At 72.8% G+C, this 22,819-nt stretch carries 14 protein-coding genes and 1 pseudogene; 7 read left to right on the plus strand and 8 right to left on the minus strand.

The features are described 5' to 3' along the window. Nucleotides 1-36: 36 nt before the first annotated feature. Nucleotides 37-960 carry an ABC transporter ATP-binding protein gene (locus EIZ62_RS09130; RefSeq protein ID WP_156692202.1) on the minus strand — a complete coding sequence of 308 codons (924 nt, stop codon included), beginning with the start codon at nt 958-960 and terminating at the stop codon, nt 37-39. Between the two features lie 153 nt (nt 961-1,113). Between EIZ62_RS09130 and EIZ62_RS09135 the strand changes: the two genes are divergently transcribed. From EIZ62_RS09135 to EIZ62_RS09150, 4 genes are all read left to right on the plus strand, one after another. Then, on the plus strand, nt 1,114-2,907 hold the full coding sequence (locus tag EIZ62_RS09135) for an ABC transporter ATP-binding protein (RefSeq protein ID WP_156692203.1): 1,794 nt from the start codon (nt 1,114-1,116) through the stop codon (nt 2,905-2,907). Beyond that, the gene (locus EIZ62_RS09140; protein WP_156692204.1) at nt 2,904-4,832 is read left to right on the plus strand and encodes an ABC transporter ATP-binding protein; all 1,929 of its coding nucleotides are present in this window, start codon (nt 2,904-2,906) and stop codon (nt 4,830-4,832) included. The genes EIZ62_RS09135 and EIZ62_RS09140 overlap by 4 nt, the downstream gene beginning before the upstream one ends. Nucleotides 4,833-4,946: 114 nt before the next feature. After that, the gene (locus EIZ62_RS09145; RefSeq protein WP_156692205.1) at nt 4,947-5,564 is read left to right on the plus strand and encodes a flavodoxin family protein; all 618 of its coding nucleotides are present in this window, start codon (nt 4,947-4,949) and stop codon (nt 5,562-5,564) included. A gap of 451 nt (nt 5,565-6,015) precedes the next feature. Then, nucleotides 6,016-8,046, plus strand: a complete 2,031-nt coding sequence (locus EIZ62_RS09150; protein WP_156692206.1) for a M4 family metallopeptidase — start codon at nt 6,016-6,018, stop codon at nt 8,044-8,046. 205 nt (nt 8,047-8,251) lie between these two features. On the opposite strand, the gene EIZ62_RS09155 is transcribed toward EIZ62_RS09150, so the two are convergent. The 7 genes from EIZ62_RS09155 to EIZ62_RS09185 form a co-directional block, all read right to left on the minus strand. Beyond that, nucleotides 8,252-10,879, minus strand: a complete 2,628-nt coding sequence (locus tag EIZ62_RS09155) for a glycosyltransferase family 1 protein (RefSeq protein WP_156692207.1) — start codon at nt 10,877-10,879, stop codon at nt 8,252-8,254. Nucleotides 10,880-11,005: 126 nt separating this feature from the next. Further along, on the minus strand, nt 11,006-12,289 hold the full coding sequence (locus tag EIZ62_RS09160; RefSeq protein ID WP_156692208.1) for an FAD-dependent monooxygenase: 1,284 nt from the start codon (nt 12,287-12,289) through the stop codon (nt 11,006-11,008). Between the two features lie 11 nt (nt 12,290-12,300). Continuing rightward, a complete protein-coding gene (locus EIZ62_RS09165) occupies nt 12,301-13,422 on the minus strand; it encodes a monodechloroaminopyrrolnitrin synthase PrnB family protein (RefSeq protein ID WP_156692209.1) in 1,122 nt (373 codons plus the stop codon). A 59-nt stretch (nt 13,423-13,481) separates the two neighbouring features. Continuing rightward, on the minus strand, nt 13,482-14,882 hold the full coding sequence (locus EIZ62_RS09170) for an MFS transporter (RefSeq protein WP_156692210.1): 1,401 nt from the start codon (nt 14,880-14,882) through the stop codon (nt 13,482-13,484). Continuing rightward, a complete protein-coding gene (locus EIZ62_RS09175; protein WP_156692211.1) occupies nt 14,879-15,049 on the minus strand; it encodes a hypothetical protein in 171 nt (56 codons plus the stop codon). Before EIZ62_RS09175 ends, EIZ62_RS09170 begins: the two co-directional genes overlap by 4 nt. Then, a complete protein-coding gene (locus EIZ62_RS09180; RefSeq protein ID WP_156692212.1) occupies nt 15,046-16,497 on the minus strand; it encodes a 4-hydroxyphenylacetate 3-hydroxylase family protein in 1,452 nt (483 codons plus the stop codon). Before EIZ62_RS09180 ends, EIZ62_RS09175 begins: the two co-directional genes overlap by 4 nt. A 118-nt stretch (nt 16,498-16,615) precedes the next feature. Next, entirely contained in the window at nt 16,616-17,590 is a 975-nt protein-coding gene (locus EIZ62_RS09185) for an AraC family transcriptional regulator (protein WP_156692213.1), read from the minus strand. Between the two features lie 129 nt (nt 17,591-17,719). Between EIZ62_RS09185 and EIZ62_RS09190 the strand changes: the two genes are divergently transcribed. From EIZ62_RS09190 to treS, 3 genes and pseudogenes are all read left to right on the plus strand, one after another. Continuing rightward, entirely contained in the window at nt 17,720-18,661 is a 942-nt protein-coding gene (locus EIZ62_RS09190) for an SDR family oxidoreductase (protein WP_208827834.1), read from the plus strand. A gap of 262 nt (nt 18,662-18,923) precedes the next feature. After that, on the plus strand, nt 18,924-20,909 hold the full coding sequence (locus tag EIZ62_RS09195; RefSeq protein ID WP_208828188.1) for an alpha-1,4-glucan--maltose-1-phosphate maltosyltransferase: 1,986 nt from the start codon (nt 18,924-18,926) through the stop codon (nt 20,907-20,909). Then, nucleotides 20,906-22,597: pseudogene (gene treS / locus EIZ62_RS09200) on the plus strand (maltose alpha-D-glucosyltransferase); the annotation flags it as partial. The gene EIZ62_RS09195 and the pseudogene treS, both read left to right, overlap by 4 nt. Nucleotides 22,598-22,819: the final 222 nt, after the last annotated feature.

Below are 22,819 nucleotides of genomic sequence, written 5' to 3' on the forward strand. Positions count from 1 at the left end.
TCATCGGTCGGCTCATCGTTCGGCTCATCGGTCGGCTCATCGGTCGGCTCCGTTGGTGAGGGCCAGGTAGGCGTCGTCCAGGGTGGCTTCGGTGACGCGCAGCCGGCGGGCGGTGATGCGGTGGCGGGCGAGCAGCGAGACGACGGCGTTGACGGTCTCGTCGGTGCCCTCGATGGCGATGCCGCCGTCGTCGGCGGTGCGGACGGACACGGCGCCGGGCAGGGCGGCCAGTTCGCGGTCGTCGAGCGGGGCGGAGGGGGTGAAGGAGATGACGGTGGAGACGGTGGCGCGGCGGATCAGCCCGGCGGGGGTGTCGAGCGCGGCGACGCGCCCCTGGTCGATGACGGCGACGCGGTCGCAGAGCCGCTGGGCCTCCTCCATGAAGTGGGTGACGAGCAGGACCGTGACACCGCTGTCGCGTACGTCCTCGATCAGCTCCCACGTCTCGCGGCGGGCGCGCGGGTCCAGGCCGGTGGTCAGCTCGTCGAGGACGACCGCGCGCGGGTCGCCGATCAGCGCGAGGGCGATGGACAGCCGCTGTTTCTGGCCGCCGGACAGCTTGGCGAACCGGGTGGTGAGGACGCGCCCTTCGGCGAGGCCCAGCCGTTCGGCGAGAACTCGCCAGTCGGCGGGGCGTTCGTGGAACGAGGCGTACAGTTCCAGCGCCTCACGGACGGTGATCTTCGGCTGGAGCTCGCTCTGCTGGAGCTGGGCGCCCAGGACGCGGGTGACCTCGTCGTGGTGGGTGACGGGGTCCAGGCCCGCGACGCGTACGGTGCCGGCGTCGGGCGTCCTGAGCCCTTCGACGCACTCGACGGTCGTGGTCTTGCCCGCGCCGTTGGGGCCGAGGATGCCGAACACCTCGCCCTCGGCGACGGTGAAGGACACGTCCGCGACGGCCGTCCTGCCGCCGTAGGCCTTGCGCAGCCCGGTCACTTCCATCATGGGGGTCTTCGTCATGGGACGAGCGTGCCGGTGGGGCGGGGGCCGGCACATCGGCCGTCCCGCTCCACCCGGCATCGGCCGATCGGTTGATGCGCGGGTACGACCGTCCGCCGGTCCGGGGGAAAACCGCGTGAGCGATGTCAGTGCCGAACCGTAGTCTCGCTCCTGATGCCGAAACCGGATGCAACGACCAAGGACCGCTCGACTGTTCGCGTGCTGCTGCGCCTGTGGCCGTACGTGCGCCCCGTGCGGGCGCGGATCGGGACGGCGGCGGTGGTCGCCGTCGTGGCGTCCTGCCTGGGACTGGTCATCCCCCTCGTGCTGAAGTGGATCGTCGACGGCCCGGTGGCCCGCCGGGAGCCGGGCGGGGTGTGGTTCGGGGCGCTGGTGGTGCTGGCGCTCGGGGTCGCGGAGGCGGTGCTGTTCGGCCTGCGGCGGTGGCTGGTGGCGCGGCCGCTGGCCGGGGTCGAGGCCGCGATGCGCGCCGGCCTGTACCGGCACCTCCAGCGGCTGCCGGTGGCGTTCCACGACCGGTGGGCGTCGGGCCAGTTGCTGTCGCGGGCGACGACGGACCTGTCGCTGATCCGCATGTTCCTGGCGTTCCCGCTGACGTTCCTGTTCGTCAACGGGGTGACGGTGGTGGTGGGCTGCGGGGTCCTGCTGGTGCAGGACTGGACGCTGGGCCTGGTGCTGCTGCTGCCGGTGGCGCCGCTGATCGTGGTGTGCTCGCTGTTCGAGTCGCGGTACTCGCTGGTGGCGCGGCGGGCCCAGGACCAGGTCGGTGATCTGACGACGGTCGTCGAGGAGAGCGTCCTCGGCATCCGGATCATCAAGGGGTTCGGCCGGCACCGGAGCCAGGCGGAGGCGTTCGGTGGTCTGGCGGAGCGGCTGCGGGGCACGGAGCTGGGCAAGGCGCGGCTGCTGGCGGGCATCTGGGCGGTGATCACGATCGTGCCCGAACTGGCCATCGGGGCCGCGCTGGTGCTGGGCACCGTCCAGGTGGCGGACGGGGCGCTGTCCGCCGGGACGCTGGTGGCGTTCCTGTCGACGGCGCTGGCGCTGCGCTGGCCGGTCGAGTCGATCGGGTTCCTGCTGGCGATGAGCCAGGAGGCGGCGACGTCGGTGGAGCGGTACTTCGAGGTGATGGACGAGGCGGAGGAGGACGACGGGGGCTCCCGTGCCGTGCCGCCCGTCCCCGCGTCCGGGCCCGGCGGGCTGCGGTTCGAGAACGTCTCGTTCCGCTATCCGGACGCGCCGGAGGGCGCGCCGCCGGTCCTGGACGGGGTCGACCTGGTCGTCCGGCCCGGCGAGACCATGGCGCTGGTCGGTGCCACCGGTTCGGGCAAGACGACCCTGACGGCCCTGGTGCCACGGCTGCACGAGGTGACGGGCGGGCGCGTCCTGCTGGACGGGGTCGACGTGGCGGCCATGCCCCGGGAGCGGCTGCGGGAGCTGGTGTCGGTGGCGTTCGAGGAGCCCACCCTGTTCTCGGCGAGCGTCGGCGAGAACGTGCTGATGGGCGCCGGGCCCGGCGGCGCGGGCGGGCCCGAGCTGGGGCGGGCGCTGGAGGTGGCCCAGGCCGGGTTCGTCCGGGACCTGCCGCACGGCACCGGCACGCAGGTCGGCGAGCAGGGGCTGAGCCTGTCGGGCGGTCAGCGGCAGCGGCTGGCCCTGGCCCGGGCGGTGGTGGGCCGACCGCGGTTCCTGGTGCTGGACGACCCGCTGTCGGCGCTGGACGTCCACACGGAGGCGCTGGTCGAGGCCGCGCTGCGGGAGGTGCTGCGCGACACCACCGCCCTGGTCGTCGCCCACCGCCCCTCCACGGTCATGCTGGCCGACCGCGTCGCCCTCCTCTCGGGCGGCCGCGTCACGGCGGTCGGCACGCACCAGGAACTGCTGCGGGACAGCCGGGAGTACGCCTGGCTGATGTCGGGCGCCGGGACGACGGGTGGTGCGGAATGACGGACACGATCGGCACGCCGGGCACACCCGGCACGAGCGACACGCCCGGCGTCGGGGGCACGCCCGGCACGAGCGGCGCACCCGTCACCGGGGGCGGTACGCCCGGCCCGGACGAGGTGCGCCGCGGCGGGGCGGACGCGTTCGACCGGGACGACCTGCCCGTCGACGCGGGCGCCACGGGGCGGCTGTTGCGGTCGCTGCTGGCGCCCCGGCGGGCGCGGGTGGGGCTGGCCGCGTTGTTGCTGCTGCTCCAGCAGGCCGCCGTGCAGGCCGGTCCGCTGCTCGTCGCGTACGCCATCGACCGTGCCGTACCGGCCCTGCGGCAGGGGGACCACGGTCCGCTGGTCGCGGTGGCGGCCGGGTACGCGGTGTGCGCCGTGGGCGCCGGGGTCTTCCAGTACGCGTTCATCCGCACCTCCGCGCGCGTCAACCAGGACGTCCTGCTCGACCTGCGCGGGCGGATCTTCCGGCACGCGCAGGCGCTGAGCATCGACTTCCACGAGCGGTACACCTCCGGCCGGCTGATCTCGCGCTCCACCACGGACGTCGAGTCGCTGCGGGAGCTGCTCGGCGAGGGGCTCCAGGAGCTGATCGGGGTCCTCCTGTCGTTCGCCTTCATCTCGGTGCTCCTGCTCTGGCTGGACCTGGGCATCGGCGCGGTGGCGGTGGCCTCCTTCCTCCCGCTGTACCTGCTCGTCCGGCTCTACCGGCGGCGCGCGGCGGTCGCGTTCAGCGCGCGGTCGACGGCCATCGCGGCCGTCATCGTGAAGTTCGCGGAGACGATGAACGGCATCCGGCCGGTGCGCGCCTTCCGGCGGGAGCGGGCGAACGACGCGGCGTTCCAGGCGCTCAACCACCGCCACGAGCGCCGCAACGGCGACGCGATACTGGAGATGGCCCGCTATGTCGTGGGTTCCCGGCTGGTGGCGAACACGGCGGTCGCCGGCATGGTGCTGTGGGGCGCCTACCGGGTCGCGACGGGGACGCTCGCGCTCGGTGTGCTGGCGGCGGCGGTGCTGTACATGCGCCGGCTGTACGACCCGATCGACCGGCTCGCGATGTTCCTCAACTCCTACCAGTCGGCGGCGGCGTCGCTGGAGAAGATCGCCGGGCTGCTGGCGCAGACCCCCACGGTCCTGGAGCCCGCCTCGCCCCGCTCGCTGCCCCCGTCCCGGCCGGGGGTCCCGGGCCGTGCGGTCGTCTTCGAGGACGTCCGCTTCGGGTACCGCACGGGCGGCGAGGTCCTGCCGCGCTTCGGGCTGGACATCCCGGCGGGGCAGACGGTCGCGGTGGTCGGTTCGACGGGCGCGGGCAAGTCGACGCTCGCCAAGCTGCTGGCCCGGTTCTACGACCCCACCGGGGGGCGGGTCCTGCTGGACGGCGTGGACCTGCGGGACCTGGCCGTGCCGGAGCTGCGGCGCGGGGTGGTGATGGTGACGCAGGAGGCGTTCCTGTTCTCGGGGACGGTCGCGGAGAACATCGCGCTCGGGCGGCCGGACGCCACGCGCGAGGAGATCGAGCGGGCCGCGAAGGCGATCGGCGCCCATGACTTCATCGCGGGCCTCCCGGACGGCTACGACACCGACGTACGGAAGCGGGGTGGCCGGATCTCGGCCGGTCAGCGCCAGTTGGTGGCGTTCGCCCGGGCGCTGCTGGCCGACCCGGCGGTGCTGATCCTCGACGAGGCGACCAGTTCCCTGGACGTGCCCGGTGAGCGGGCGGTGCAGCGGGCCATGGACACGGTGCTGAACGGCCGGACGGCGGTGGTGATCGCCCACCGGCTGTCCACGGTGGAGATCGCGGACCGGGTGCTGGTGATGGAGGGCGGCCGTGTCGTGGAGGACGGTTCGCCGGCGGAGCTGCTCCGGGGCGAGGGCCGGTTCGCGGGGCTGCACCGGGCGTGGCGGGAGAGTCTGGCCGGGTGACCGGCTCCCCGGAAGCTCGCCGGGAACTCCCCGGAATATCCGTGCACGTGCATGGAGTTGGCGTGAGGGAGACCTGATCACCGGCGCCGGCGGCGTCACGAGAGCGGAGCAGACATGACCACCGAGACGGCAGCACCCGGCACCGACCGCTCGTTCCTCTTCGTCCTCGGCAGTTCCCGCGCCGACGGCAACTCCGAGATCCTGGCGCGGGCCGCCGCCGAGCAGTTGCCGGCCGGCATACCGCAGCGCTGGGTGGACCTGTCGGGGCTGGTGCTGCCCGACTTCGAGGACGGGCGGCACGACACGGGCACCTGGACGGCCGGGGAGACCGAGGAGGACCTGCGGCGCGCGACCCTGGCGGCCACCGACGTCGTCCTCGTCTCGCCGCTGTACTGGTACACGGTCTCGGCGCAGACCAAGCGCTACCTGGACTACTGGTCGGGCTGGCTGACCGCGCCGGGTTCGGACTTCAAGGAGCGGATGGCGGGCCGCACCCTGTGGGGCGTGACGGTGATGGCGCACGAGGAGGAGGTCGTGGCCGACGGCATGCTGACGACCCTCAACAACTCGGCGGCGTACATGGGGATGCGCTTCGGCGGCGTGCTGTTCGGCAACGGTTCGCGGCCCGGTCAGGTGCGGGGCGACGAGGCGGCGCTGCTGCGCGCCAAGACCTTCTTCGACCGTGAGGCACCGCTCGCGCGCTTCCCGTACGAGGCGGCGGCGGCGCTGTAGCGGTTAGCCGGGTCCGCGTACGGCCGCCGAGGGGGGCGGCCGTGCGCGGACCGGTGTGCGGCTGGCCGGATCCCCGCACGGGCCGGGGCGGGCCGCGGTAGGGGCGTGCCGTGCTCGCGTCACACGCCGTTCACACGGGGGAACGGCGCTCGGGGCCCCGGAAGTCCCGCCGTTGCCGGGCGGGCCGGGGTGGCGGACGGGGCCGGGGGGCGCAGGGTGAAACGTCCGCTTAACGAACATGACTTTTCGGGCAACGGACGATTTCCGGCCAATCTGTTGACGCGCTCCTGACAGGGAGCCGCCTCCGGCGCCACTCTTACCCCGTTCTCCGCACCACGAGTTCGACGCGTGTTCCCTTGTTCGATCAGCACGTGTTCCGCGCTTGTTCAGGCTGCTCCGCCCGGTCGGCCCCACCCAGCCGTCCGGTACCCCCCTCGCAAAAGGAGTCCGCGTGAGACCCACGCCCAGCCGTCGCGCCACCGCGACCGGTGCCCTGATCGCCGCCGCCGCCATGCTCGCCGTCGGCGTGCAGACCGGTGCCGCCACCGCCGCCGACCCCGGCACCACCGCCCCGAAGGCGCAGACGGCCGGCAAGGCCGACCCCGGCGCCCTGCCCGCCGACCTCTCCCCCGCGCAGCGCACCGCGCTGATACGCGCCGCCGACGCCGGCAAGGCGCAGACGGCCAGGGAACTCGGCCTCGGCGCCCAGGAGAAGCTCGCCGTCCGCGACGTCGTCCAGGACCGCGACGGCACCACCCACACGCGCTACGAGCGCACCTACGCCGGACTCCCCGTCCTCGGCGGCGACCTCGTCGTGTCCGAGACGAAGGCCGGGAAGACCCGGTCGGTCAGCAAGGCGACCCGCGCCGAGCTCAAGGGTGTGGACACCACCGCGGACATCGCCCCCGCCGCGGCCGAGAAGCAGGCGCTGAGCGCCGCCCGCGCCGAGGGCTCGAAGGCCACCGACGCCGAGCGCGCCCCGCGCAAGGTGGTCTGGCTCGCCCAGGGCAAGCCGGTCCTCGCCTACGAGACCGTCGTCGGCGGCCTCCAGCACGACGGCACCCCCAACGAGCTGCACGTCGTCACCGACGCCGGCACGGGCGCCAAGCTCTTCGAGTGGCAGGCCGTCCACACCGGCACGGGCAACACCCAGTACAGCGGCCAGGTCACGCTGGGCACCGCGCCCTCGTACACCCTGACCGACACAGGCCGCGGCAACCACAAGACGTACAACCTCAACCGCGGCACCTCCGGCACCGGGACGCTGTTCTCCGGGCCCGACGACACGTGGGGCGACGGCACCCCGCAGAACGCCGAGACGGCCGGCGCGGACGCCCACTTCGGCGCCGGGGTCACCTGGGACTACTTCAAGAACGTGCACGGCCGGTCCGGCATCAAGGGCGACGGCGTCGGCGCGTACTCCCGCGTCCACTACGGCAACAACTACGTCAACGCCTTCTGGACCGACAGCTGCTTCTGCATGACGTACGGCGACGGCGCGGGCAACGCCAAGCCGCTGACGTCCATCGACGTGGCCGCCCACGAGATGACCCACGGCATCACCTCCTCGACCGCCAAGCTGGTCTACAGCGGCGAGTCGGGCGGCCTCAACGAGGCGACCTCCGACATCTTCGCCGCCGCGGTCGAGTTCCACGCCAACAACGGCCAGGACAAGGGCGACTACCTCGTCGGCGAGAAGATCGACATCCGGGGCAACGGCACGCCGCTGCGCTACATGGACAAGCCGAGCAAGGACGGCTCGTCGAAGGACGCCTGGTACTCCGGCATCGGCGGCATCGACGTCCACTACTCCTCGGGCCCGGCGAACCACTGGTTCTACCTGCTCTCCGAGGGCAGCGGCGCCAAGACCATCAACGACGTCAGCTACGACTCGCCGACCTCCGACGGCCTGCCCGTCACCGGTATCGGCCGGGACAAGGCCGCGCTGATCTGGTACAAGGCGCTCACCACCAAGTTCACCTCGACGACCAACTACGCGGCCGCCCGTACCGGCACCGTCGCGGTCGCCACCGAGCTGTACGGCGCGAACAGCCCCGAGGTGAAGGCCGTCGAGCACGCCTGGGCGGGCATCAACGTCGGGTCCCGTCCCGGCGGCGGCGACCCGGGCACCGGCAAGGTCTTCGAGAACACCGCGGACGTCGCCATCCCGGACAACGGCGCGGCCGTCACCTCCGCGGTGAACGTCACCGGCGTCACCGGCAACGCCCCCTCCGCCCTGAAGGTCGACGTCGACATCGTCCACACCTGGCGCGGTGACCTGGTCGTCGACCTGGTGGCGCCGGACGGCTCCGTCTACAACCTGAAGCCGTTCAGCTCCTCCGACTCGGCCGACAACGTCAAGGCCACCTACACGGTCAACGCCTCCAGCGAGGTCGCCAACGGCAGCTGGAAGCTGCGGGTGCAGGACCGGGCCCGGCAGGACACCGGCTACATCAACGGGTTCAAGCTGACCTTCCCGTAAGAGGCCGGCGCACACGAACACCAGAGCCGCCCGGGGGCATCCCCCGGGCGGCTCGTCGTGTCACCCGCGGCCTCCGCCGAACGGCCGAGGCGGGATCGGTTCCCCGGCCGATGTCCCCGGCCCGGCGCGGGCGGCAGTCTGTACGGCGCGCGGCCCGTCGCCCCCCACGAGGGGAGGGGGCGACGAGCCGGGAAGACCGCTCCGGCTACCGCATCAGGACGCCCGCGCCCTCCCCGGTGGCCTGCGTCGGCATGGCGACCAGCCCGAGGTCGGCGCCCGCGGCGAGCAGGCGGTGGGTGGGCAGTATCCGGACGGTGTACCCGAAGGGGCCGGTCCGGTCGAGGGTGAGCGGGCCCTCGTACACCCAGCGCCCCTGCTGGTCGGGGCCGCCCGCCGGCTTCAGCGGCACCGTCTGGGCGTCCCGGAGCCGGTCGTCGGTGTCGACCCGGCCCGCGACCGCCTGGACCTCGACGTCCTCCGGCTGGAGGTCCCCGAGGGCGACCCGGACGCGCAGGGCCAGGGTGGAGCCCAGCTCGGCGACGCCGTTGGCCTCGTCCACCTCCACGTGGTCGACCGCCACGCGCGGCCACGCGGCCCGCACCCGGGCCTTCCACGCGGCCAGCTCACCGGCGGCGTCCCTGTCCAGCGCCCGGTGCGCGAGGGCCGCCGGGGCGTACAGCCGCTCCACGTACTCCCGCACCATGCGCCCCGCGAGCACCTTGGGGCCCAGGTTGGCGAGCGTCCGGCGGACCATCTCGATCCACCGCTCGGGCAGCCCGTTCGCGCCCCGGTCGTAGAAGCGGGGCGCGACGCGCTTCTCGATCAGCTCGTAGAGCGCGTTGGCCTCCAGGTCGTCGCGCCGGTCCTCGTCCGTGGTCGGGCCGTCGGCGGTGGGGATGGCCCAGCCGAAGTCCGGCTCGTACCACTCGTCCCACCAGCCGTCGAGGACGGACAGGTTCAGGCAGCCGTTGAGGGCCGCCTTCATCCCGGACGTGCCGCAGGCCTCCAGCGGGCGCAGCGGGTTGTTCAGCCAGACGTCGCAGCCCGGGTACAGCTTCTGCGCCATGCCCATCCCGTAGTCGGGCAGGAACACGATCCGGTGGCGCACGCGCGGGTCGTCGGCGAACCGCACCAGCTCCCGCACCAGCCGCTTGCCGCCGTCGTCGGCCGGGTGGGCCTTGCCCGCGACGACGATCTGCACCGGCCGCTCCGGGTGGAGCAGCATCTGCGTCAGCCGGTCGCGGTCCCGCAGCATCAGCGTCAGCCGCTTGTACGAGGGGACCCGGCGGGCGAACCCGATGGTGAGGACGTCGGGGTCGAGGACCGAGTCGATCCAGCCCAGCTCGGCCGACCCGGCGCCGCGCTGCCGCCAGGAGGCGCGCAGCCGGGTGCGCACCTCCGTCACCAGCTGGTCGCGCAGCTCGCGCCGCAGGTCCCAGATCTCGGCGTCGGCGATCTCGCCCACGGCGTCCCACCGCTGGGTGCCGCCGACGCTCAGCGCGTCCTCCGCCCGCTGGGTGCCGATCCGGCGGGCGCCGAGCCGGAACACCTCGGGCGCCACCCAGGTGGGGGCGTGGACGCCGTTGGTGATGGAGGTGATGGGCACCTCGTCGGGGTCGAAGCCGGGCCACAGGCCGGCGAACATCTCGCGGCTGACGGCGCCGTGGAGGGTGGACACGCCGTTGGCGCGCTGGGCGAGGCGCAGGCCCATGACGGCCATGTTGAAGAGGTTGGGCTCGCCGCCGGGGTAGGTCTCCCTGCCCAGCTGGAGGATGCGCTCGACGTCGACGCCGGGCAGCTCCGCCCCGTCGCCGAAGTGGCGGGCGACGAGGTCCCGGTCGAACCGGTCGATGCCGGCCGGGACGGGGGTGTGGGTGGTGAAGACCGTGCCCGCCCGGACGGCCTCCAGGGCGGCGTCGAACTCGACGCCCTCCTCGCTCAGTTCCCGGATGCGCTCCAGGCCGAGGAAACCGGCGTGCCCCTCGTTGGTGTGGAACACCTCGGGCGCGGGATGGCCGGTGAGCTCGCAGTACGCGCGTACCGCCCGGACACCTCCTATTCCCAGCAGCATCTCCTGGAGCAGCCGGTGCTCGCTGCCGCCGCCGTACAGCCGGTCGGTGACGTCCCGCTCGGAGGGGCCGTTCTCCTCGACGTCCGAGTCGAGCATCAGCAGCGGTACGCGGCCGACCTGGGCCACCCAGATGTGGGCGTGCAGGCAGCGGCCGCCGGGCAGGGCGAGCGAGACCCGTACGGGTGTGCCGTCCGTCCGCCGCAGCAGGCTGACGGGCATCTCGTTGGGGTCCAGGAGCGGGTAGTGCTCCAGTTGCCAGCCGTCCCGGGAGAGCGACTGGCGGAAGTAGCCGTGGCGGTAGAGCAGGCCGACCCCGATGAGCGGTACGCCCAGGTCGGAGGCGGCCTTGAGGTGGTCGCCGGCGAGGATGCCGAGTCCGCCGGAGTACTGGGGCAGGGCGGCGGTGACGCCGAACTCGGGTGAGAAGTAGGCGACGGCGGCGGGCAGGTCGCCGTCGGGGAGGGAGTGGTTCTGGTACCAGCGACGGCCGCGCAGATAGTCGTCGAGGTCGTCGGCGGCGGCGGACAGGCGGCGCAGGAAGCGCCGGTCGCGGGCGAGCTCGGCGAGCCGGGCGGCGGACACGGAGCCCAGCAGCCGGACCGGGTCGCCGCCGGCCGCCCGCCACCATTCGGGGTCGACGGCCTGGAACAGTTCACGGGTCTCGGCGTGCCAGGACCAGCGCAGGTTGCGCGCGAGGTCGCTGAGCGGCCGCAGCGGGTCGGGGAGGACGGGGCGCACGGTGAATCGACGGATTGCCTTCACGTGTTCCACCTTCGCAGGGCAGGTACGTATCGGGGCGTAACGCACGGGCGTTGTGCGTCCGCCTTCACTCTCCGACGTTATCGGCACCCCGCCCTCTGTAACCACGGCGCACTCAGGGGGGCGCGTTCAGGGCGTGCGCACGGACACCTCGTACGGGGAGCCCGCGTTGACCGTTTCCGGGTCGAACGCGCCGGTCGTGGCGTACCGGGCGGCGATTTCGCGCCGTTCCCGCGGCGAGATCACGTCGTCGACGCGGGTGAAGCCGCCGGGGGCGCGCTGGTGGGCCAGATTGATGACGATCTCGGGGCCGAGCCTCCGGTTGGCGCGTTGAAGTTCCGTCATGGCGGGGCGCCGCGCGGCCTCGTAGGCGGCGAGGGCGACCGCCGGGTCGGGGTGGTGGTGCAGGGCGTGGGCGAGGGCCCGCGCGTCGATGATCGACTGGGTGGCGCCGTTGGAGCCGATGGGGTACATGGCGTGGGCGGCGTCACCGATGAGGGTGGTGCGGCCGTGGCTCCAGCGGCGCAGGGGCTCACGGTCGACCATCGGGTACTCGTAGGCGGCCTCGGCGGCGGACAGGACGCCGGGGACGCTGACCCCGTCGAACTCCCAGCCCTCGTAGTGGGGAAGGACGTCGGTCACGGGGACGGCCCGGTTCCAGTCGCCCCGGCGGACGGTCGGCGCGATGCTGTCGGCGGGCATCGCGAGCGCCCAGTTGACGAGGACCTCCCCGGAGGGCCGTTCGGCCATCGGGTAGACGACGGCCTTCTGCCGGTCGTCCCCGGCGACGAACATGAACGTTCCGGCGCGGCGCGTGTCCAGCCAGGAGACGCCGCGCCACACCAGCTGCCCGTTCCAGGGCGGCTCGCCCTCGCGGGGGTTGAGGGCGGCGCGGACCGCCGAGCGGATCCCGTCGGCGCCGATCAGGACGTCCGGTTCCAGCGAGGCCCGCCCGCCCCTGGTGCCCTCGCGGTGGGCGAGGCGCACCCGCGGGCGGCCGTCGGGCAGCTGCTCCAGGCCGGTCACCCGGACGCCGGTGACGAGGGCGGACGGGCCGAGCCGGTGGCGTACCGCGTCGGCGAGGACTTGCTGGAGCCGGCCGCGGTGGAGGGAGAGCTGGGGCCAGTGGTAGCCGGCCCGCAGTCCGCGCGGCTCGCGGGAGATCAGGGCGCCGGAGCGGTGGTAGTAGCGCAGTTCCCGGGTGCGTACGGCGTCGGCCTCCAGCGTGTCGAGGAGCCCCAGCGCGTCGAGTTCGCGCACGGCGTTGGGCATGATGTTCAGCCCGGCGCCGACCGGCCGGATCTCGCTCGCCGCCTCGGCGACGGTGACGCGGTGGAACCCGGCGGCGTGCAGGGCGAGGGCGGCGGTGAGCCCGGCGATGCCGCCGCCGGCGATGAGGACGTGCGGGGTCATGGCGGTCCCCCTCACGCGGCCGTGGGGCGCGGGCGCTCCATGGCGTGGCGCACCAGCGTCTCGTTGTCCCTGGTCAGGTCGAGCACGGAGCGCAGCAGCGCGACCGGTGCGCCGCCGCTGCCCTGGTCGTACATCCGCAGCTCGTCGCTGTAGGCCTTGCGGGCGATGCCGATGTGGCGGGCGCGGAACGTCTTGAGGATGCGCAGCACCCGCGCCAGGGAGTGGGCGGACTGGACGAGCGGGAGCGGCAGCCGGTGGACGGTCTCCCAGCTCAGGGCGGCGGACAGCTTGCTGACGGCGGAGACGCCGCCCCGGTGGGTGGCGTGGAAGGCCCGCCAGGACGGCAGGCTGTACTCGACCGATTCGGCGAGGAAGGCGTCGTAGGCGGGGTGGGAGCGGTCGCACTGCCAGACCGTCAGGTCGACCAGCCACAGCGGCACCTGGGCGGCGGCCGGGCCGAGGTAGTCGCGGCCGGCGACGTCGATCTCCTCGAAGTAGGGGCGCAGCGTGCCGGCGAAGTAGGCCGGTGACACGTTGGCGACGGTGAAGTCGATGGAGTCCACCATCGCCTGGACGTGGTCCGCGGTGCGGTCCAGGGCGAGGGCGAATCCGGGGTCGTACGGTTCGAGGCGGGCCAGCTGGCCGCAGGTGTCGAGCGCGGCGACGAGGCTGGGGAAGACCATCCGGACGGCTTCCTGGAGGTGGCCCTCCATCTCGTGGCCGGTGTACATCCGCTGTCGCGGGCCGAGCGGGTTCCAGGCGGTGTAGTGGTGCACGGTGTCGCGGGGCACCATGTCGGTGCGCCGGGCCAGCTCCTCCAGTACGGGGAGGACCTCGGGGACGACGGCGAGCGGCTGGACGCCGTGCCGCTTGAGGGAGCCGAGCAGCATGCCGAGGTCGCGCATCGCGGCGAGCGCCTCGATGACGCACCACTCGGCGACCCGGTCGGGTTCGGGTACGAGGGCGCGCAGGGCGACGGTCAGCGCGGGGACGTCGGCGTCCCGGTTCATCGCGGGGAGCGCGGCGAGCAGCGCGTCGGCGCCGAGCGGGTCGGCGTCGCGTATCTCGGTGATGCGGTAGCGCGGTTCGGCACAGGTGTCGGGACCGGGCGCGACGAGGTCGTACAGGGTCAACGGGATGCCCCCCTCGGGCAGTGTGGATAAGGGAGTGGCGCGGGCCGCTGGTCAGGCGGTCACCGCGGGTCGCCCACCCGGTCCTGGCGTGGCGTCGCCGGTGCCGGCGCGGGCAGGCGCAGCCGTACGGACAGCAGTGCGGCCGCGGCGGCGAAGGCGGCGCCGACGAGCAGCGCCGCCTGGAAGCCGGCGGTTTCGGCCTGGGGTGTGGCCGTGCCGGTACAGGTGGTGGCCACGGCCACGAGCACGGCCAGGCCCAGGACGGATCCGAACTGCTGGCTGGTGTTGATCAGCCCGGAGGCCAGGCCGGTCTCCTCTGACGCGGCCTCTGCCGCGGCGGCCACATTGGTGGTGACCATGACCAGCGGCAGGGCGGCTCCCAGCACGAGGCTGGGTGCGAGGACGGTGGTGGCGAAGGTGCCGTGCGCGCTCAGGGACAGGGCGAGCCAGAGCATGCCGGCGAACAGCAGCGCGAAGCCGGCGGTCATGGTCCGGCCGAGGCCGAGGCGCCGGATGAGACGGCCGGTCAGCGGGGCGGTGGCGACGACGACCAGGGACAGCGGGAGCAGGCCGAGGCCGCCGGCCAGCGGGGACTGCTCCAGGACGGTCTGGAGGTAGAGGCTGACCAGGAAGAACATGGGGAACAGCGCCATCTGGGCGAGGGCGCCGAGGCCGCCGGCGAGGCGCAGCGCGGGCCGTTTCAGCACGGCGGGCGGTACGAGCGGCCGGGCGGCGCGGGTCTCCACGACGGCGAAGGCGGCGAGCAGGGCGAGCCCCGCGGCACCGGCGGGCAGGCTGCGGCCGACGAGGGCGTAGGCGACGAGGCCGAGCCCGCCGGTGGCGGTGAGCGCGCCGAGCAGGTCGAAGCCGGGCTCGGCGCCGCGGGTGCCGCCGTCCAGGAGGCGCAGGGCGAGCAGGCCGAGCACCGCGGCGACGGCCACGTTCAGCCAGAAGGTGGAGCGCCAGCCGAGCAGGTCGGTGAGGACACCGCCGAGGACGGTGCCGAGGACGCCGCCGAGGCCGCCCATGGCGGCGAACGCGCCGAGCGCCCGGTGCCGGGCGGGGCCGTCCGGGAAGTGGTTGAGCAGCAGGGCGAACGCGGCCGCCGCGGCGAGTGCGGCACCGGCGCCCTGGGCGGCGCGGGCGGCGATCAGGGCGCCGGTGGACGGGGCGAGGCCGCCCGCGGCGGAGGCGGCGGCCAGCAGCGCGAGCCCGGCGGTGAACAGCCGGCGGTGGCCGAGGAGGTCGGCGGCGCGGCCGCCGAGGAGGAGCAGCCCGCCGAAGGTGATGAGGTAGGCGTTGGCCACCCACGACAGGGCGGCGGAGCCGGCGTCGAGGTCGTCGCCGACGGACGGCAGGGCGACGTTGACGATCGCCGTGTCCATGATCATGAGGAGCTGGGTGGCGGCCAGCAGGCCCAGCGCACCCTGGGTGCCCCGTGGTCCCCCGGGGCCGCTCATCGGTCGCCCTCGGCGCGGGTCCAGCCCGGGTCGGCGGCGGACGTGACGACGGACGGGACGACGACGGGCGGGACGGCCGGGTGCGGACCGCGGGGAGGGCGGACCGCCCGGCCCCCTCGGGCGCACTGCCCCGGATCGGCGGCGCGCAGCCGCGCGGGCGCGGTCATCGGGTGCGCTCCAGGCCGTAGCCGTCCAGGCAGGTCCGGGCCAGCGCCTCGCAGGCGGGCGCGCCGCCCTCCCACGCCTGCTGCATGAGGTGGACGTGCGGGGCGCCGTGGTAGAAGCGTTCGTACTGTTCGTGGCGGCCGGCGAACTCCGAGCCGAGCGCGTCCCAGGCCAGCTTGAGCAGCTTCACGCGGTCCTCGGCGGGGGTGCCGGGCGAGCGGATGTACTTGCGCACCAGGGGGCCTATCTCCGGGTGGAGCAGGTCCTCGCCGGAGGCGGGCAGCTGGATGAGGCCGCCGCCCGCGAGGAGCTTCACCTCCTGCACGGCCCGCGGGTACAGCTCGCCCGCCATGATGCGCTGGGCGTACGAGATGTCCTTGCCGGGCGCGACACCGCCCCGCCCGCCGTCGACCTCCTCGTACGACGCCTCCGCCGCCAGCACGAACGCCTTGGCCTGGGCGACCTTGCCGAGGAGCCGGCCGATGGCCTGGGTGACGGGCGGCAGTTCGTAGGTGTTGTTGGCCTTGGTGATCAGGATGGCGACGCCGGTGAGGAACTCCAGCTTCGTCCAGAACCGGGTGGCGGCCTGGTGCACGAAGTTCAGGTACGCGGGGGTCTGCCACCACATCCGGAACGACACGTCGACGTTCCGGTAGGTCAGCACCCGCTCCCAGGGCACGAACACGTCGTCGCACACGAGCAGGGCGTCGTTCTCGTCGAAGCGGGAGGAGAGCGGGTTGTCGAAGACGCTGCGCGCCCGCGCCTCGTAGGACGTCCGGGAGAGGAACCTCAGGCCCGGCGTGCCGACCGGGACGGAGAAGCACACCGCGTGGTCGACGTCCTGCGGGGCGAGCGGCTCGATGGTGCCGACGATCACCTCGTTGCCGAAGACCGCGGCCGTGCCGATCATCTTGGCGCCGCGCACCACGATCCCGCCGTCCTTCTCGGCGACCACCCGCACCACCAGGTCGTCCTCCTCCTGCTCGGAGGCGGACCTGGTGCGGTCGGTCTGCGGGTTGGTGAGGGTGAACGTCGGGTACAGGTCGCCCTCGGCGAGCCGCCGGTGGTAGGCGAGGGCCGCGGCGGAGCCGTCGTAGGACTCCGTGCGGAACAGGGCCGGCAGCGCCGCGAAGCCCGCCGCGCCGCCCGCCATGTAGTCGGGCGTGCGGCCCAGGAAGCCGAAGCTCGCCTCGGCCCACACCTTGTACGCCTCGCGGCGGGCGACGAGGTCCTCGTAGGAGCGCGGGATCGCGTAGGCGCGGTGGACACCGCCCTGGGTGAGGACGGGCGTGTGCGCGGAGTCGTGCGCCAGGTCGTACAGCCGGGCGATCGAGGCGGCGGTGTTGCGGAACGCCGGGTGCGAGGTGACGTCCCCGACCCGTTCCCCGTCGAGCCATATCTCCCGGCCGTCGCGCAGCGACGCCAGATAGTCGTGCCCGGACCTCGTCACCTTTTCTCCTCTTGCGGATGCCATTGCCGCAGCAGAGCTTGTCCGTTGGTCCACACCTCCGGCAATGAACGTCCGTCCAATGGTCTTTAAGAACCGGCCAGTCCTCGGCCGGAAACCATTACGCGGCGCTCGCGGCCCCGGCCCGGTACTCACCCGGAGTGACGCCGAACCATTTGCGGAACGCAAGGTGGAAACCCACCGCGCTCTGGTAGCCGACCCGCTGGGGCACCGCCGACTGGGGCAGCGACGTCTCGCCGAGCAGCCGCGCGGCCTCCTGCATGCGCCGCCCGGTCAGGTGGCGCGCCGGCGCCTCGCCGACCAGCGCGCGGAACGCGGCCGTGAACGCGGAGCGGGACATGCCGACCTCCCGGGCCAGCGATTCGATGGTCCACGGCTCGGCGTACCGGGTCGCGATCATCACCAGGGCCCTGCTCACCCCCGGGTGGCGCAGCACGGGCAGGGAGGCCGGGTTCTCGGCGAACTCCCGCAGCAGCGGGCGCAGTGCGAGCACCAGCGCCATCTCGAAGGCCCGCAGGGTGATCAGCCGGTCGCCGGGGCCGAGGGGCCGGTCGGGGGTGGCCAGCAGGCGCAGGGTGTCGCGCAGCAGCGGTTCGCGACGGACCTGGGAGCCGTCGAGGACCAGCGCCCAGGGCAGCGCCTTGTACAGACCGGTGGCGGCGCTGGCGTCGTAGTGCAGGCCGGCGCACAGCAGCCGGCTCTCCGGGCCGGTGCCGCCGATGCGGATCTCGCTGGAGGTGCCGGGCTGCCGCTCGGGCAGGACGGCCTTGAGCGGTACGCCCTGCCGGTCGGGCCGGTCGGACAGCCGGTGCGCGGTCCCGGTGGGGAACACGGCCAGGTCACCGGCGTGCAGCTCGTGCGGCGGCTGGTCCTCGGCGGTGATCCAGCAGGTGCCCTGGACGATGTAGTGGAGGATCGCGCAGCCCGGCTCGGCGTCCCCCTCGATCGCCCAGGGGGCGCGGGCGTGCCACCGGCTGTCGAAAACGCCGGTGAGGCGCAACGGTTGCAACAGCTCACTGAGGAGGTCGTCGTCGTGCCGGTCGTCGTTCCCTGTTTCGGTGCGCACGGTGTCCATGGACGATCCTTCAACCCCCGCCCCGAATTGTTAATTGATCGGCCAAAGCCGCCGCCGCCAGCCTGAGAGGAGCCGTCATGGCAGCAGTCACACCCTATCGAAGGGCCAATCAGGCATATGTCGGAGCAGATGTCCGAGCAGAATCAGATGCGGGTCGCGGTGGTGGGAGCGACCGGCTTCCAGGGCGGCGCGGTCGCCCGTCTGCTGACCGAGCGTGACCACCGGGTGCGTACGCTCTCCCGCCGTCCCGAGGGCGACCGGCCCCCGCTGCCCGGCGTCTCGTGCGCCACGGGCGACCTGGGCGACGCCGAGGCGGTGCGCCAGCTGTTCACCGGGGCCACCCACGCCGCGGTGGTGATGCCGCTGGTGTACGAGGCGAAGCGGGTGCGCGCGTACGCCCGGAACGTCGCGGAGGCGGCCGTGGAGGCCGGGGTGCGGCGGCTGGTCTACAACGCCAACACCCGGGTGCCGCGGTCGGCCACCGACGTGGCGGCGTTCGAGACGCGCCGGATCGCCGAGGAGGTGCTGCGGGAGAGCGGGGTGCCGCTGGTGGTGCTGCGCCCGCCGGTCTACCTGGACAACCTGTTCAGTCCGTGGAACGGCCCGGCGCTGGTCAACGACGGCGTCCTCGCCTACCCGCTGCCGGCCGACGTGCCGGCGGCGTGGCTCTCGCACCGGGACCTGGCGCGGGCGGTGTACGCGGCGCTCACGGTGGACGGCGTGGAGGGGCGGACGTACGACATCGGCGGCGTACGGGCGCTGACGGGTGATGAGCTGGCGGACGCGTTCGGCCGGGGGCTGGGGCGCACGGTGCGCTACCGCGCGCTGGCGCCGCACATCTTCGAACAGGGGCTCGCGCAGGCGGTCGGCCCGGTCGCGGCGGCCGGGGTGGCGGGCATCTACCACTACATGGCGGCGGGCCACGAGCCGTTGCTGATGGCGGGTGACGACGGCCTGTCGGCCCGGGTGCTGTCGGTGACGCCCACCCCGGCCGACGAGTGGGTGTCGCGGCAGCCGTGGCAGATCTGGGCGAACGACCCGGAGGAGCAGGACGCCCAGACGCTCACCTGAACGCCACTGGACACACCCGAGCGAGAACCGGCCACCGTTTTCCACCCGAACGGGGCCGGTTCCTTTCGTGTTCGCTTACGCCTGAGTAGTTAACAACGCGCCGGATTGCCCACCCGAAGGGTGTGGGTAGGGCTCCTCCGGTACCCGCCCACCCGAGTGAACCGGGACAGGAGCGGTGACGCCTGCGCGTCGCCACTCGCCAACCGAGCAAGTACAAAGAGCGATACCCCGTACGCAACCCTCAGGTGATGCCGTGAACTCGCTGATTGGTCGCATTCCCGTTCTCGATGTACGCCCGCTCGTCGACTGCGGCAGAAGGCCCGCCAAGGCGGTGGTCGGCGAAACCTTCCAGATTACGGCCACGGTGTTCCGCGAAGGCCATGACGCCGTGGCGGCCAACGTGGTATTGACGGACCCGGCCGGGCACCCCGGCCCGTTCACCCCGATGCGCGAACTGGCCCCCGGCACCGACCGCTGGGGCGCCGAGGTCACCCCAACGGCCGAAGGGCGGTGGAGTTACACCGTCGAGGCCTGGAGCGACCCGATCGCCACCTGGCGCCACACCGCCGGCATCAAGGTCCCGGCCGGCATCGACACCGACCTCGTCCTCGCCGAGGGCGCCGCCCTGCACGAACGGGCCGCCGACGGCGTACCGAAGAGCGAGGGCCGCGAGGCCGTGCTCGCCGTGGTGGACGCCCTGCGCGACGAACGGCGCTCCCCCGCGGACCGGCTCGCCGCCGCGCTCGGCACGGAGGCCGTCCAGGCGCTCGCCGCCCACCCGCTGCGCGAACTGGTCAGCTCCTCAAGGCCGTTGCCGTTGCTCGTGGAGCGGGAGCGGGCGCTGTTCGGCTCGTGGTACGAGATGTTCCCGCGCTCGGAGGGGGCCCGGTTCGAGGGGGGACGACTCGTCTCGGGGACCTTCCGCACGGCCGCCGAGCGACTTCCGGCCATCGCCGCGATGGGGTTCGATGTCGTGTATCTGCCGCCCATCCATCCCATCGGCACCACCCACCGCAAAGGCCCCAACAACACCCTGACGGCCGGCCCCGGCGACGTCGGTGTGCCGTGGGCGATCGGCTCCCACGAGGGCGGCCACGACGCCGTCCACCCGGACCTGGGCACCCTCGAGGACTTCGACGCCTTCGTCGAACGGGCGCGCGAACTGCGGCTGGAGGTCGCCCTGGACTTCGCGCTCCAGTGCTCCCCCGACCACCCGTGGGTCACCAAGCGCCCGGCCTGGTTCCACCACCGCCCCGACGGCACCATCGCGTACGCGGAGAACCCGCCCAAGAAGTACCAGGACATCTATCCGATCGCCTTCGACCGCGACATGCGGGGCATCGTCCGCGAGACGCTGCGTGTGCTGCGGCACTGGATGGCCCACGGCGTACGGATCTTCCGCGTCGACAACCCGCACACCAAGCCCGTGGTGTTCTGGGAGAAGGTCATCGGGACGATCAACAAGACCGACCCGGACGTGATCTTCCTGGCGGAGGCCTTCACCCGGCCCGCGATGATGCACACCCTCGGCGCCATCGGCTTCCAGCAGTCGTACACGTACTTCACCTGGCGCAACACCAAGCAGGAGCTGACCGAGTACGTCACCGAGCTGTCCGGGGACGCGGCCGCCTACATGCGGCCGAACTTCTTCGTGAACACCCCCGACATCCTGCACGCCTACCTCCAGCGCGGCGGCCGCCCCGCCTTCGAGGCACGGGCGGTCCTCGCCGCCACGATGTCCCCGACCTGGGGCGTGTACGCCGGGTACGAGCTGTGCGAGAACACCCCGGCGCGGGAGGGCAGCGAGGAGTACCTCGACTCCGAGAAGTACCAACTGCGCCCGCGCGACTGGGAGTCGGCCGAGCGCGAGGGCCGTACCATCGCCCCGCTGATCACCAGACTGAACCGGATCAGGCGCCGCAACGCCGCCCTGCGGCAGCTGCGCTCGGTGCACTTCCACCACGCCGACAACGACGCCGTCCTCGCGTACAGCAAGCGCGCGGGCTCGAACATTGTTCTGACGGTCGTCAACCTCGACCCGCGCCACACCCACGAGGCGACGGTCTCGTTGGACATGCCGGAACTCGGCCTCGACTGGCACGAGACCGTGCCGGTGCGCGATGAGCTCACCGGTGAGACCTATCACTGGGGCAGGGCCAACTATGTGCGCCTAGAGCCGGGCGTCACGCCCGCGCACATCCTCGTCCTGCGACCGTCCCCGCCGATCGGAGGGTCACCCACATCATGATCGTCAACGAGCCCGTCCCCGACACGTTCGAGGACACCCCGGCCAAGGACCGTGATCCCGACTGGTTCAAACGAGCCGTCTTCTACGAGGTTCTGGTGCGTTCGTTCCAGGACAGCAACGGCGACGGCGTCGGCGACCTCAAGGGCATCACCGCCAAGCTGGACTATCTTCAGTGGCTCGGGGTCGACTGCCTCTGGCTCCCGCCGTTCTTCAAGTCCCCTTTGCGGGACGGCGGTTACGACGTGTCGGACTACACCTCCGTACTGCCCGAATTCGGCGACCTCGCCGACTTCGTCGAGTTCGTCGATGCCGCCCACCAGCGCGGCATGCGAGTGATCATCGACTTCGTGATGAACCACACCAGCGACCAGCACCCGTGGTTCCAGGAATCCCGCAGCGACCCCGACGGCCCCTACGGCGACTACTACGTCTGGGCCGACGACGACAAGCAGTACCAGGACGCGCGGATCATCTTCGTCGACACCGAGACGTCCAACTGGACGTTCGACCCGGTCCGCAAGCAGTACTACTGGCACCGGTTCTTCTCGCACCAGCCCGACCTGAACTACGAGAACCCGGCCGTGCAGCAGGAGATCATGTCCGCGCTGCGCTTCTGGCTCGACCTGGGCATCGACGGCTTCCGCCTGGACGCCGTGCCCTACCTGTACCAGCGGGAGGGCACCAACTGCGAGAACCTCCCGGCCACCCACGACTTCCTCAAGCGGGTGCGCAAGGAGATCGACGCCGGCTACCCCGACACCGTGCTCCTCGCCGAGGCCAACCAGTGGCCGGAGGACGTCGTCGACTACTTCGGCGACTACGCGGCCGGTGGCGACGAGTGCCACATGGCGTTCCACTTCCCGGTCATGCCGCGCATCTTCATGGCGGTGCGCCGGGAGTCGCGCTACCCCGTCTCCGAAGTCCTGGCCAAGACGCCGGCGATCCCGGCGAACTGCCAGTGGGGCATCTTCCTGCGCAACCACGACGAGCTGACGCTCGAGATGGTCACGGACGAAGAGCGCGACTACATGTACGCGGAGTACGCCAAGGACCCCCGGATGCGCGCCAACATCGGCATCCGGCGGCGGCTGGCCCCGCTGCTCGACAACGACCGCAACCAGATCGAGCTGTTCACCGCGCTGCTGCTGTCCCTGCCCGGCTCGCCGATCCTCTACTACGGCGACGAGATCGGCATGGGCGACAACATCTGGCTCGGCGACCGCGACGGTGTGCGCACGCCCATGCAGTGGACGCCCGACCGCAACGCGGGCTTCTCCTCCTGCGACCCCGGCCGGCTGTACCTGCCGACCATCATGGACCCGGTCTACGGCTATCAGGTCACCAACGTCGAGGCGTCGATGGCGTCGCCGTCGTCGCTGCTGCACTGGACGCGGCGGATGATCGAGATCCGCAAGCAGAACCCGGCCTTCGGCCTCGGCTCGTACACCGAGCTGCCGTCGTCGAACCCGGCGGTCCTCGCCTTCCTGCGCGAGTACGGGGACGACCTGGTGATGTGCGTGCACAACTTCTCGCGCTTCCCGCAGCCGACCGAGCTGGACCTGCGGCGGTTCAACGGGATGCACCCGGTGGAGCTGATCGGCGGGGTGCGCTTCCCCGCGATCGGCGAATGGCCGTACCTGCTCACCCTCGCGGGGCACGGCTTCTACTGGTTCCGCCTGCGCAAGGACACGGCGAAGCCGGGCGGGGCCAAGGGCTCCGGCACCACGGTCACCGAGGCCACCCTCGCCACGACCGCGCCGGTGACCCCCGCGAAGTCCGGAACGGTCCCGGGCGTGCCCGGCACACCCGGCGCGGCGGCCGTAGCCGTGCCGGCGTCCCTCACCCGGACGGCGGACCAGGCCGTCGGCACGGGGACGGGCGGGGCGGTGCACCCGGCGGCGAAGGCGGGC

This window comes from Streptomyces ficellus, from assembly GCF_009739905.1.
GTDB classification, from domain to species: domain Bacteria; phylum Actinomycetota; class Actinomycetes; order Streptomycetales; family Streptomycetaceae; genus Streptomyces; species Streptomyces ficellus_A.

Excerpts from the sequence above, each read along its gene's own strand:
- EIZ62_RS09175 (WP_156692211.1), bottom strand. The coding sequence starts at position 15,049 with ATGACCGCGCCCGCGCGGCTGCGCGCCGCCGATCCGGGGCAGTGCGCC.
- EIZ62_RS09160 (WP_156692208.1), bottom strand. The coding sequence starts at position 12,289 with ATGACCCCGCACGTCCTCATCGCCGGCGGCGGCATCGCCGGGCTCACC.
- EIZ62_RS09130 (WP_156692202.1), bottom strand. The coding sequence starts at position 960 with ATGACGAAGACCCCCATGATGGAAGTGACCGGGCTGCGCAAGGCCTAC.
- EIZ62_RS09170 (WP_156692210.1), bottom strand. The coding sequence starts at position 14,882 with ATGAGCGGCCCCGGGGGACCACGGGGCACCCAGGGTGCGCTGGGCCTG.
- EIZ62_RS09140 (WP_156692204.1), top strand. The coding sequence starts at position 2,904 with ATGACGGACACGATCGGCACGCCGGGCACACCCGGCACGAGCGACACG.
- EIZ62_RS09190 (WP_208827834.1), top strand. The coding sequence starts at position 17,720 with ATGTCCGAGCAGAATCAGATGCGGGTCGCGGTGGTGGGAGCGACCGGC.
- EIZ62_RS09145 (WP_156692205.1), top strand. The coding sequence starts at position 4,947 with ATGACCACCGAGACGGCAGCACCCGGCACCGACCGCTCGTTCCTCTTC.
- EIZ62_RS09135 (WP_156692203.1), top strand. The coding sequence starts at position 1,114 with ATGCCGAAACCGGATGCAACGACCAAGGACCGCTCGACTGTTCGCGTG.
- EIZ62_RS09185 (WP_156692213.1), bottom strand. The coding sequence starts at position 17,590 with ATGGACACCGTGCGCACCGAAACAGGGAACGACGACCGGCACGACGAC.